12 protein-coding genes are annotated in these 12,352 nt (G+C 48.6%); all 12 read right to left on the bottom strand.

The genetic code is table 11. The features are described 5' to 3' along the window. Window positions 1-66: 66 nt before the first annotated feature. Window positions 67-510 (bottom strand): dUTP diphosphatase, encoded by a 444-nt coding sequence (gene dut, locus AC50YG_RS12470; protein ID WP_341282517.1) that lies wholly within the window; start codon window positions 508-510, stop codon window positions 67-69. Next, entirely contained in the window at window positions 491-1,756 is a 1,266-nt protein-coding gene (locus AC50YG_RS12465; RefSeq protein WP_473759308.1) for a M16 family metallopeptidase, read from the bottom strand. The genes dut and AC50YG_RS12465 overlap by 20 nt, the downstream gene beginning before the upstream one ends. 43 nt (window positions 1,757-1,799) lie before the next feature. Continuing rightward, entirely contained in the window at window positions 1,800-2,804 is a 1,005-nt protein-coding gene (locus tag AC50YG_RS12460; protein WP_494827106.1) for a polysaccharide deacetylase family protein, read from the bottom strand. A 289-nt stretch (window positions 2,805-3,093) separates the two neighbouring features. Next, window positions 3,094-5,175 (bottom strand): polyribonucleotide nucleotidyltransferase, encoded by a 2,082-nt coding sequence (gene pnp / locus AC50YG_RS12455; RefSeq protein WP_494827182.1) that lies wholly within the window; start codon window positions 5,173-5,175, stop codon window positions 3,094-3,096. A 188-nt stretch (window positions 5,176-5,363) separates the two neighbouring features. Next, window positions 5,364-5,633, bottom strand: coding sequence for a 30S ribosomal protein S15 (gene rpsO / locus AC50YG_RS12450; RefSeq protein ID WP_046230760.1), 270 nt, complete (start codon window positions 5,631-5,633; stop codon window positions 5,364-5,366). A gap of 177 nt (window positions 5,634-5,810) precedes the next feature. Then, window positions 5,811-6,752 carry a bifunctional riboflavin kinase/FAD synthetase gene (locus AC50YG_RS12445; protein WP_494827180.1) on the bottom strand — a complete coding sequence of 314 codons (942 nt, stop codon included), beginning with the start codon at window positions 6,750-6,752 and terminating at the stop codon, window positions 5,811-5,813. Window positions 6,753-6,813: 61 nt separating this feature from the next. Next, entirely contained in the window at window positions 6,814-7,713 is a 900-nt protein-coding gene (truB, locus tag AC50YG_RS12440) for a tRNA pseudouridine(55) synthase TruB (RefSeq protein ID WP_494827104.1), read from the bottom strand. Between the two features lie 3 nt (window positions 7,714-7,716). Then, window positions 7,717-8,706, bottom strand: a complete 990-nt coding sequence (locus tag AC50YG_RS12435) for a DHH family phosphoesterase (RefSeq protein ID WP_494827102.1) — start codon at window positions 8,704-8,706, stop codon at window positions 7,717-7,719. Next, window positions 8,703-9,059: a 30S ribosome-binding factor RbfA gene (gene rbfA, locus AC50YG_RS12430; RefSeq protein ID WP_046230756.1), complete on the bottom strand. Its 357-nt coding sequence runs from the start codon at window positions 9,057-9,059 to the stop codon at window positions 8,703-8,705. Before rbfA ends, AC50YG_RS12435 begins: the two co-directional genes overlap by 4 nt. 7 nt (window positions 9,060-9,066) lie before the next feature. After that, window positions 9,067-11,634: a translation initiation factor IF-2 gene (gene infB, locus AC50YG_RS12425; protein WP_494827179.1), complete on the bottom strand. Its 2,568-nt coding sequence runs from the start codon at window positions 11,632-11,634 to the stop codon at window positions 9,067-9,069. Window positions 11,635-11,674: 40 nt separating this feature from the next. Beyond that, window positions 11,675-12,022, bottom strand: coding sequence for a L7Ae/L30e/S12e/Gadd45 family ribosomal protein (locus AC50YG_RS12420; protein ID WP_056039066.1), 348 nt, complete (start codon window positions 12,020-12,022; stop codon window positions 11,675-11,677). Continuing rightward, entirely contained in the window at window positions 12,015-12,329 is a 315-nt protein-coding gene (gene rnpM, locus AC50YG_RS12415; RefSeq protein WP_046230754.1) for an RNase P modulator RnpM, read from the bottom strand. The genes AC50YG_RS12420 and rnpM overlap by 8 nt, the downstream gene beginning before the upstream one ends. Window positions 12,330-12,352: the final 23 nt, after the last annotated feature.

The following is a 12,352-nucleotide window of genomic DNA, read 5'->3' as shown; positions in this document are numbered from 1 at the left end:
CTATCTTATGCCTGGGCCCAGAATGGGTGAAAAAAAAGACCGGAGCAGTTGCTCCGGTCTTAATCATTAAACGCCAGTATGTCCGAACCCGCCGCTGCCACGCACCGTATCCGGCAATTCGGCTGCCTCTTCAATAGTAACAACCGGCACTTTCTGGAACACCATTTGGGCGATGCGCTCGCCACGTGCAATCGTGAACGGCTCCTGCCCCAAATTAACGAGCAGCACCTTAACTTCTCCGCGGTAATCGGCGTCGATCGTTCCTGGGGAGTTCAAGCATGTAATGCCATGCTTGTAGGCCAGACCGCTGCGTGGACGAATTTGCGCCTCCAGCTCAGCTGGCATTGCCATCGCAAAGCCTGTTGGAATGAGCTTGCGCTCACCTGGTGCAAGCTCAACAGGCTCTGATACAGCGGCCTGCAGGTCGAAGCCTGCAGCCCATTCGGACATTTTGCAAGGAAGCTTGATGTCTTCGTTGCCCTCTACTCTTTTAAACAGTACGCGATACAAAACGATCCCTCCCAAGTTTAGATGCAGCCTTTTCGCTTGAACCTACCATTGCCACAGCAAAAGGTGCCGCAAGCAAACGCTCCGTTACGCTTCTCACATCGTCCATCGTCACGGAATCAATACGCTGAAGCAGCTCATCGAGCGTGTAATGCCGGCCCAGCATTAGCTCATTTTTCCCAAGACGGGTCATTCGGCTGCTTGTGCTCTCCAGACTAAGAATCAGGCTGCCCTTAAGCTGCTCTTTGCCACGATGAAGCTCAACATCCTCAAGTCCCTTGGAAGCAAGCTCCTCGAGCTGCTCCATCGTCAAATCGAGCACTTCCTTCGTTTGCTTCGGCGCTGTACCCGCATATAGGGTGAATAAGCCGCTATCCGCATAAGAGGAGTGGTAAGAATAAACCGAATAGGCTAGGCCGCGCTTTTCACGAATTTCTTGGAACAGGCGCGAGCTCATGCCGCCGCCAAGCGCATTGTTGAGCAGCACCATCGCATACAGCTTCTCATCAGAAATCGAACAGCCTTGAAAGGACAGGCAAAGATGGTTTTGCTCGGTTTTCTTCTTATAGAAAATATAATCTCCACGGAAATCCGGCGCCTCCACCAGCTGAGGCGTACCTTTGCGATCAAACTTGCCAAAATACTGCTCCAGCAGCTCCAGCAGCTTGCCCTCTTCCACATTACCTGCGACACTGACAACGGTGTTGTCAATCGTATAATAATCGTTCATATAAGCACGCAGTGTATCAGGCGTCATTTCGGCAAGACGCTCCTCTAGGCCCAGAATCGAATAAGCGAGGGGGTGATCGCCATATGCCGCACGCGACGCTTCATCATGCACCTTGTCATCTGGCGTGTCCTCATACATCGAAATTTCTTCTAAAATAACATTACGCTCTTTCGCCAAATCCGCCTCGTCCAGCTTGGAATTGAAAAACATGTCCGAAAGCGCATCTACAGCGAGCGGCAAATGCTCATCCAGCACCTTGGCATAATAGCAGGTATACTCTTTCGAGGTAAACGCATTTACATTGCCCCCGATACCATCGAACAGGTCGGCAATGTCTTTGGCACTGCGCTGATCTGTCCCCTTGAAAAGCATATGCTCGATAAAATGGGAGATCCCGTTATTTTCCGGCGTCTCATTGCGGGAGCCTGTTTTTACCCAAATGCCAAATGAAACCGAGCGGAAGGTGGGAATATATTCGACTACGACTCTTAAACCGTTGCTAAGCGTATATTTTTTCACGAAGGGTCCTCCTGTAAGCATGAATGTAAACACTATATCAAAATTATGGTTGCGGCTCAACATTAGCAGGAATCCGCGCCTCCGACAGCGTCTCGCTTACGGTGCCAAGCGCATAGCCCTGGCGTTTGATTTCACGAATCATTCCGGTTAAAGCATCGCGCGAGGACGCTGTTGGATGCATCAGAATAAGTGCGCCTGGCTCCAGCCGCGATGAAATGCGCCGAAGGATCCAGTCCGCATTAGGCTTCGTCCAATCGACCGTATCTATCGTCCATAACACCGTGCGAAGCCTCTGCTCCGCCGCCACCTGCACCGTCATTTGGTTAAAATCGCCCGAAGGCGGGGCAAACCACTTATTCGTCACGCCAAGCGTCGATTTGAGCAGTTCCTCCGTGCGGGAAATTTGCAAATAGGCAGCATTGCGGCTGAGCTCGCTCATCTTCGGATGCGTATACGCATGATTGGACATTTCATGCCCTTCCGCCTGAATCTGTTTGGCAATTTCCGGATATTTCTTCAGCCACGAGCCATCGAGAAAAAAAGTTGCCTTTACCTCTTCCTTGTCCAAGGTTTGAAGGATCGGCGTTATGTATTCATTACCCCACGCAACATTGATCATTAGCGAAGCCATTTTTTTGTTCGGATTGCCTTTGTATACCGGAAGCGGACCTAAATCTGTCAGCTTAATGCGCGGGGCCGTCTCTTTGTACACATATAAAATCGGCGAGAGTGAACCCGACGCTATCGTCTTCTCCACCGTGCTCTCGATGTCTACCTCCAGCCCATTATAACCAGGAATCGCCTTCCATACGCGGTCAATACGGGCATCGACTGGCTTAATGGAGCGGCTCTCAGCTTCCGCTGTGACAGCAGCACGCAGCTTCGCTTTATTTTCATCCAGAATCGACTCATCCGTCTGCGTCATCATGCCGCTTTCCCGTTTAATTGCGCTGATATAATCGGCAGTCCCTCCCGCGTTCACGCGAATAAACACGACCATAATCAGCATGCAGCCTATGGCTGCTCCTATTTTTCTCAGCACCTTCATTCACCTCGTCCCTCATTGCTCCATATGTATGAATAATAGGACGAGATTATGTTAGAGAGAAATTGCCGACTTTTATAGGAGAGGAATTTTTGACGGCAAAATAAAAAGAGACAGATGGAATCTGGCTCTTTGCTTCGTTTATAAAACAAGTATAAACGGCGTTGCCGTTTTTTTGCGGCAACAATCCGTTTGGCGCAGAAATAGACTCGTAAAAATAAGAGAAAACCTCTGCACGCTTATATTTTGAGAAAGCACCTTGCGGTGCCCCTACCTTGTAACGCTGCAGCCGTTATTGTGCTGGTACAGTTGGCGTCAATACAGCTTTACGGGACAAGTTAATACGGCCCTGCTGATCAATTTCCGTTACTTTAACTGTAATTTGGTCGCCGATCGCAATGACATCTTCCACTTTAGCGACACGTTCGTTCGCTAGCTGGGAAATATGCACAAGACCGTCTTTGTTCGGTAAAATTTCAACGAATGCGCCAAATTTCTCGATCCGCTTAACCGTACCTAAATAAATTTCGCCAATTACAACTTCCTTCACAATGCCTTCGATAATCGCTTTGGCTTTTTGGTTCATCTCTTCATTAGAAGAAGCAATGTAAACCATGCCGTCCTGCTCGATATCGATTTTCACGCCGGTTTCTTCAATAATCTTGTTGATGATTTTACCGCCGGAGCCGATAACATCACGGATTTTGTCCGGATTAATGCGAAGCGTGAGAATTTTAGGCGCGTACTTGGAAAGGTTTGGACGAGCAACCGATATAATCTCCGTCATTTTACCTAGAATATGCATGCGTCCTTCGCGTGCTTGCTCAAGCGCCTGCTCCAAAATCGAACGATCGATACCGTCAATTTTGATATCCATTTGAATGGCCGTTACACCCTCTGCTGTACCTGCTACTTTAAAGTCCATATCGCCGAGATGATCTTCCATCCCTTGAATGTCGGACAAAATGGAGAAATGCTCGCCATCTTTAATCAAACCCATCGCAATACCTGCAACCGGAGCTTTAATCGGAACGCCTGCGTCCAGCATAGCAAGTGTGCTTGCGCAAATACTAGCCTGCGATGTTGATCCATTCGATTCGAGTACCTCGGATACAAGACGAATAGCATACGGGAAATCAGCCTCAGATGGAATAACTTTCGACAACGCGCGCTCACCGAGAGCACCATGTCCAATCTCACGACGGCCTGGAGGACGAAGCGGTCTTGCTTCACCTACGCTGAATGGCGGGAAATTATAGTGATGCATAAAACGTTTCGTTTCTTCCGGGCTAACGCCGTCAAGAATTTGTACATCGCCAAGCGGTCCAAGCGTACAAATGCTGAGTGCTTGTGTTTGTCCACGTGTGAACAGTCCCGATCCGTGTGTACGCGGCAATATCGCCACATCACATTCGATTGGACGAATTTCTTCTGGCGCACGGCCATCAGGGCGAATTTTCTCATGTGTAATTAGGCGGCGAACTTCTTCTTTAACGATATCGTAAAGCACTTCTTTAACATCGCCAAGCAGTTCAGGCGTCTCTGCATATACTTCGTCGAAATGTGCAACCGTGTCCGCGTTAACAGCATCAATAGCATCTTGACGCTCATGCTTCTCCGGAATGCGAATCGCTTCAACCAAACGAGCAGATGCAAATGCGCGTACAGCAGCATTTACTTCTTCGTTGACTGCATGAAGCGTAACTTCCATTTTTTCTTTGCCGGCAACTGCCTGCAATTGCTCGATTGTAGCAACGATTTTCTTGATTTCATCATGCCCGAACATAATTGCTTCCAGCATAACGTCCTCAGGAACTTCATTCGCTTCTGCTTCCACCATCATAATGGCATCTTTCGTACCAGCAACGACAACGAAAATATCGCTATTCTGCTCTTGCTCAACGGTTGGAATGATAACGAATTCGCCGTCAACACGACCTACGCTCACGCCGCCGATTGGTCCGTTAAATGGAACATCAGAAATTGCTAGCGCAGCGGAAGTACCAATCATTGCCGCCATTTCAGGCGAGCAATCCTGATCCACGCTCATGACGATATTCGCGATTTGAATATCATTACGGAAGCCTTCAGGGAACAAAGGACGAATCGGACGGTCCGTCAGACGGCTTGACAAAATCGCGTTCTCACTCGGACGTCCTTCACGTTTAATAAAACCACCAGGGATTTTACCAACGGCATACATACGTTCTTCATAGTTCACGGTAAGTGGGAAAAAATCTAAATCCTTAGGACCTTTGGAAGCGGTCACTGTGCAGAGTACAACGGTTTCGCCATAACGTACGGTTACAGCAGCATTCGCTTGCTTCGCAAGTCTGCCTGTTTCCAGAACAAGCTTCCGTCCACCCAAAATCATTTCAACCTGTTGCAAACGTATCCCTCCTGTGTTCCAAAAATAATTTTTAACAATTGACAAACATAACATTCGCCAGCAAGACCTCTATCTCCTGCTTAACTCTCGCATATTACAAAAAGCAACCCGATTTTGCCAAGTCCGTAATGCCGGACAGCAAAACAACCAGGTTGCTTCTCTTGAAACATGTTTTAGCGGCGAAGGCCGAGTTTTTCGATCAATGCGCTATAACGGCTAACATCTTTGTTTTTAAGGTATCTCAACAGCTTACGACGTTGACCTACCATCTTGAGCAAACCACGACGGGAGTGGTGGTCTTTCTTGTGCTCCCGGAAATGTTGCGTCAAGTTAACGATGTTTTCCGTTAGGATAGCTACTTGAACCTCCGGTGAACCCGTATCGCTCGCATGCGTTTTGTGCGTATCAATCAATTCTTGTTTACGCTCTTGTGTAATTGCCATCCTAAAGTCACCTCCTTGAACTTATATTCAATAATCGCCATTAGCCCAGGCGCCGTCGGTGAGAGCGGACATCCAAGCTAAGGTTCCAATTGCAGCTGCGTATTCTGACAAAAAGTAGAATCGCAACGTGTTTTAGTATATCACAAGCCTATAGTAAAAGTAAATGCCAATAGGCGGTTATTCCACGCCAAACTGACGCTTCGCCTGCTCAGCATCCGCATGGATTTGCCGAATAAGCTCATCTACGCTGCTAAAACGCTGCTCAGGACGGATAAAAGAATGAAATTGCAGTTTAATGGGCTCATCATAAATAGCTTGATGAAAGTCGAATAAATGGGCTTCCAGCACCGGACGAATATCTTCTTTATTAAAGGTCGGTTTCATCCCATGATTTAATACGCCATAATACGACTTGCCGAGTACGACCGCTGAAATGCCAAAAACGCCGAGGCGCGGCATGACATAAGGCAAGGAAACATCCACATTAGCCGTCGGGAAGCCAATGCTGCTGCCTCTGCCATCACCGTGCACAACCGTTCCTGCTATCTCAAAGGGACGCCCAAGCAGCTTTGTCGCAAGCTCAATATCACCGTCGCTAAGCGCCTGTCGAATATAAGTGCTGCTCACCTTCAAGCCATTATCGTACAGCGGCTCAACAATTTCGACCTGAATGTCCGGCTCGCATAACGCCTTCATTGCGGCAGCATTTCCTTGGCCCTTGTAGCCAAAATTAAAGTCAAAACCAACTACAATTTGTGCAGCTCCTAAACGGCGAAGCACTTCGTCAACAAACTGCTCCGGCATAATCGCTGCAAAATCATGATCAAATTTGACGACTAGCACCAAATCGACACCTAAATCAGCAAATAGCGACTGTTTGACCGCAAGCGGCGTCAAACAGTTGTAATATTGATCGCCACGGCCAAGCACTTCCTTCGGATGCGGGTTAAACGTCATAACCGCCGACAATCCCCCGGTTCTCTTGGCTGCTGCAACAACTTGCTCAATGACATTGCGGTGTCCGCGATGTACACCGTCAAAATGTCCAATTGCAATAGAAAGCGATTTATTTCGCAGCTGTTCCGGCAGCTCAATTGCCGGATATTCCAATGAAATCATTTCCAACGCTGATGCACCTGCAATTCCTATATGACTTTCCGATAACTAAGTATAAGCCCAGTTACGAGAACACCTTGATAGGCGTGAGCACCGATAAAGCATAATCGGCCTCGAAAATACCAATAAACAATTCATTTTCATCAAAAAGACGTATCGGCTGGTCCGTTTCTAGCTCTTCAGCAAGCAAACGAAGCGGGAGCTTCTGTCCTTTCAGGGCAAGCGAGGCCGAATGAGCATCGACCGTAGCGCGAGGCAAATGCTGGATACCCAGCTCAGCAGGCAAAATAAACGGCCCGATCCCCTCCGTGCCAAGAGCTTCAATCTGCTCTAGGCTTACGCATTGCTCCTTCGTAAAACCTCCGGACATCGTCCGGGTAAGCTCCGCCATCGCCGCTGGAACGCCTAGCGCCCGGCCGATATCTACACATAATGTGCGGATATACGTTCCTTTGGAACAGACAACCGAAAATGAAAAACGCGGAAACTCCAAATCAAGCTCCAGATCGAGCAGCTCAATTTGATGAATCGTTACTTGCCGCGCTTTGCGCTCTACCGTCTTGCCTTCACGTGCGAGTTCATACAAACGTTTTCCATCTACCTTTACAGCAGAGAACATCGGCGGAACTTGTTCGATAACGCCAACGAAGCCGCGCAGCACGCGAATAATATCTTCACGTGTTACCTGCACACCTGTTTGCTCCTGCGTGACCGACCCTGTCAAATCCTCTGTATCCGTTGCAAGGCCAAGCTGGATAACAGCTTCATAAGCCTTGGGACGCTCCTGTACATATTCGACTACACGGGTAGCCCGGCCGAGACATAGTGGCAGAACACCTGTCACCATCGGGTCCAGCGTTCCCGTGTGGCCGATACGCTTCATCTTCAGCAGTCTTCGCACCTTGGCTACGACATCATGCGAGGTCCAGCCGGCAGGCTTCCATACTGCGATAATACCGTCCATCTGTTAGCTCAACGCCTTTCTGACCGCATCGACCAACTGGGCGATTGCTTCTTGAAGCGGCGCATCAATACGACAGCCAGCAGCACGGACATGTCCACCACCGCCAAAAGATTGGGCAATCGCGGCAACATCCGCCGTCCCTGCTGATCTTAAGCTGGCCTTCACTCCGCCATCTTCCGTCTCTTTAAACATAATGCCGACTTCTACGCCGTCAATATTCAGTGCATAATTGACGATGCCTTCCATATCTTCCGATACCGCACCTGTCTCAGCAAAATCATCCTTATTGACATATAGCCAGCCAATTTGCTGATTATCGCTAAAAGTAAGTCTGCTAAGGCAGCGCTGCAGAAGCTTAAGCTTTGACATCGTCATTTTTTCGAGCAGCTGATCGGCCAGTTTGTGACCCGGTACACCAATCGACAGCATGCGCGAAGCAATATTCATCACATGTGGTGTCGTATTGGAGTAGCGGAAACCGCCAGTATCTGTAATGAGCCCTGTATATATAGCCGTCGCGCATTCCAAATCAATGGAAATGCCCGCACGTTCAATTAAATCATATAAAATCTCAACCGTAGCTGCTGCATTCGGACGAATCAATTGAACCGTACCAAAGCCATCATTAGTCGGATGATGATCAATATTGAGCAGTTCCACTCCCGGAGCAAACAAGCTCTCCACTTTGCCCATCCGACGATAATCAGCGCAATCGACCGCAATAACGCGAGCATACGATTGTGTTGGCTGTGCTTTCGCATAATTAATAATCGTATCGAATGAGCGCAAATGAGCAAGCCTTGAGGGCAGCTCACTTTCGTTAATCAGCGTAGATTTTTTCCCAAGCTTCTCCAGCAGCCAACCGACGACAACCGTCGAACTAATGGCATCGCCATCTGGCTGCACGTGGGAGACGACCAAAAAGTCGTCTCCACCGCGCATAAAAGCAAGTGCATCATCCAACTGCTGCAAATAGGTCGCAGCAGCCGTCATGATCCTTTGTTCTCCCCGTTAATTTCCTCGAGGATTCCTTCAATCCTGCTTCCATACTCAATGCTGCTGTCGAATTTAAAGATCAGCACTGGCGTATGGCGCAAACGCATCCGCTTGCCAAGCTCAGAACGGATAAAGCCTGTTGCACGGCCGATTGCTTTGAGCGTTTCTTCCTTTTGCTCTTCGCTGCCCAGCACGCTCAAATATACTTTGGCTTGGGACAAATCATTACTCGTTTCAACGCCAGTCACTGTAATAAAACCGACGCGTGGATCTTTAATTTCTGTCTGGATAATTTGGCTGAGCTCTTTTTTAATCTGCTCGCCTACCCGACCTACACGAATTTTAGCCATGCTTTATTCACCTCTCTACTGACTCCATTACGAAGGCTTCAATAATATCCCCTTCTTTGAAGTCGCTAAACCGCTCAAGCGTAATTCCGCACTCGTAGCCTTGAGCAACTTCCTTGACATCATCCTTGAAGCGTTTGAGCGTATCGATTTTACCTTCAAAAACAACGATGCCGCCGCGAACGATCCGCGCTTCAGAAGAACGAGTAATTTTACCAGAAGTAATCATGGAACCAGCGATTGCTCCGACTTTGCTTACTTTAAATACGTTGCGGACTTCAGCATGGCCGATAATTACCTCTTTGAAGATTGGATCAAGCATCCCTTTCATCGCTTGTTCAATCTCTTCAATTACGTTATAAATAACGCGGTGCATACGAACATCAACTTTCTCCTGCTGCGCGGCCAGATCAGCCTGCGGCTCCGGACGAACGTTAAAGCCGACAACGATTGCATTCGAAGCAGAAGCCAGGTTGATATCCGATTCGGTAATCGCACCTACACCGCTATGAATGATTTTGACACGTACGCCTTCGATATCAATTTTCGCGAGCGAGCCTTTCAGCGCCTCTGCCGAACCTTGAACGTCGGATTTAATAATAACGTTGAGATCCTTGATCTCGCCATCTTTAATATGCTTATACAAATCATCAAGCGTTACGCGGGAGTTCGCGCCAAGCTCGGATTGACGGTGCTTAATCGCACGGCGATCAGCGATTGCTCTCGCTTTACGCTCGTCTTCAAACACCATGAACGGATCGCCAGCAAGTGGAACCTCTGTCAAACCAGTAATTTCGACTGGTGTCGAAGGTCCAGCTTCTTTTAAGCGACGGCCCTTGTCATTAACCATAGCCCGGATACGGCCGAAGCAGTTGCCCGCAACGAAAGCATCTCCGATTTTGAGCGTACCATGCTGTACGAGTACACGAGCAACTGGACCTTTACCTTTATCGAGCTCAGCCTCAATGACTGTACCGCGTGCACGCTTATCAGGGTTAGCTTTGAAATCATTGACTTCAGCTACAAGCAAAATCATATCGAGCAGTTCTTCCAGACCAATACGCTGTTTCGCTGAAACGTTAACGAAGATTGTATCCCCGCCCCACTCTTCCGGAACCAGCTCATACTCGGTCAAAGCTTGCTTGATTTTATCTGCATCAGCATCTGGCTTATCGATTTTGTTAACCGCAACGATAATTGGAACGCCCGCTGCCTTCGCATGGTTGACTGCCTCTACCGTTTGCGGCATAACGCCGTCATCGGCTGCAACAACGATAATTGTAATATCCGTTACCTGTGCACCACGGGCACGCATGAGCGTAAACGCTTCGTGACCAGGTGTATCGAGGAACGTAATCTTTTTATGGTTAGCTTCGATTTGGTAAGCACCGATATGCTGGGTAATACCGCCAGCTTCTCCGCCCGTTACATTCGTTTTGCGAATCGCATCGAGCAATGTTGTTTTACCATGGTCAACGTGACCCATGATCGTTACAACCGGAGGGCGAGGCAACAAATCAGCTTCCTCATCCGTTTCTTCTACCGTTTCGAACGTATCCTCTTCAACCGGAATTTTCACTTCTACTTCAACGCCATATTCACCGGCAAGCAGAAGGATCGCATCCATGTCGATTTCTTGGTTAATGGTAGCCATCACGCCAAGAACGATCAGCTTTTTAATAACTTCTGAAGCATCTTTATGAAGCAATTTCGCCAATTCACCAACAGTCAACGTACCGCGTACGATGATTTTTTTAGGCGTATTGTCGATTTTCTCACGGAATACTTGCGGCTGATTGCGTTGGTTGCGTCCTCTGCCACCGCGATTATTGTTATTGTTGCGGCCAAAACCGCCTGGTCTGCCATCTTCAAACCGTTTTTGCCCTTGGTTTGCACCTGGTTTTCTTGCGCCTGGCTTGTTATTCGAATTGCCGCTTGTGCTTCTCGAAGCATCGCCTGCCGGACGAGACGGACCTGTTCCAGATGGACGATTAGCTCCTTGTGAAGCTGGTGGACGCGATGGGCCGCCACTGCTTGGACGGTTGCCTTGGCCTGATCCTTGGCTCGGACGGCTGTTTTGCGATTGTCCACCTTGGCTCGGACGGCTATTTTGCGTTTGACCGCCTTGACTAGGACGGCTGCTGCTTTGCGATTGGCCAGAACCTTGCGCTGGACGGCTGCCGCTAGGTGCTGCGGACCTGTTGTTGCTGCTTGGGGACGATTGGGACGGACGTTGCTGTTGGTTGTTTTGCGTTGTCGTTTTAATAGAATTCATAGGCTCCTGTCTATCTTGCGTAATTTTTTTATTGTTTAATGCGGAAGCTTCAAGCTCCGGTTTAATGGCTTCTTGCTGTGGTACTGGTTGCTGCTTCGGCTGAGCGGGCCTAGATGGCGCCTGCGATGTAGAAGATACGGTTGCTCCGCTTGATTCTTTCGCCCGCTTCGCTGCTGCGTTAGCTTTAATATCGCGGAAGAAGCCTTCCACTTTATTAACCATATCGTTTTCCATCACACTCATATGGTTGTTAACGGGCATATCCAGCCGTTTAAGAATCGTTATAATTTCTTTACTGCTCATACTGAGGGATTTCGCATATTCGTATACACGCAGCTTATCTTTATTGTCCTTGCTGTCCTGTGGTTTGTTCAATATGATCCACCTCCGAATTTTGATTCAGATGACCCGCAATCATTTTTCCGAACTTTGCGTCAGTTACCGCCAGTACGACTCGGTCCAGCTTTCCTATAGCTTTTCCAAGTTGATCGCGGTCGAACGCTTCGGCGAGCTCTACCCCATAGGTGCTGCATTTATCTTGAAACTTTTTTTTCGTATTTGGAGATGCGTCACCCGCAATAATGACGAGATGCACCTCTCCCTTACGTACCGCCTTGAGCACAATTTCATCGCCAGTAACCAATTTTCCAGCCCGCATGGCCATGCCGAGCGAGGACAAGCCTTTATTCATCTTCATCGCTTACCCGCTCCTTTTCTGCCAGAAACTCTTCCTCTACCGCAATGAAATCCTGTTCAAGCTGGTCGTAAATGGCTACGCCAACAGGTTGCTTCAAAGCTCGATCCAGTGCTTTTGTCTTTTTGGCCAGCTTAAAGCAGCTGACTTTCCCACACAAATAAGCGCCCCGACCGGCTTTTTTGCCAGTAAGATCAATTAGAATCTCCTCATCAGGCGTTCTAACGACCCGAATAAGCTCTTTCTTCGGTTTCATTTCCTGACAGGCTACGCATTTGCGCAGCGGCACTTTTCTCGGTCTCATCGCACATCCCCCCTTTACCCGTT

The organism is Paenibacillus sp. J31R34, assembly GCF_059383715.1.
This window is presented reverse-complemented; position numbering and strand designations above follow the sequence as displayed.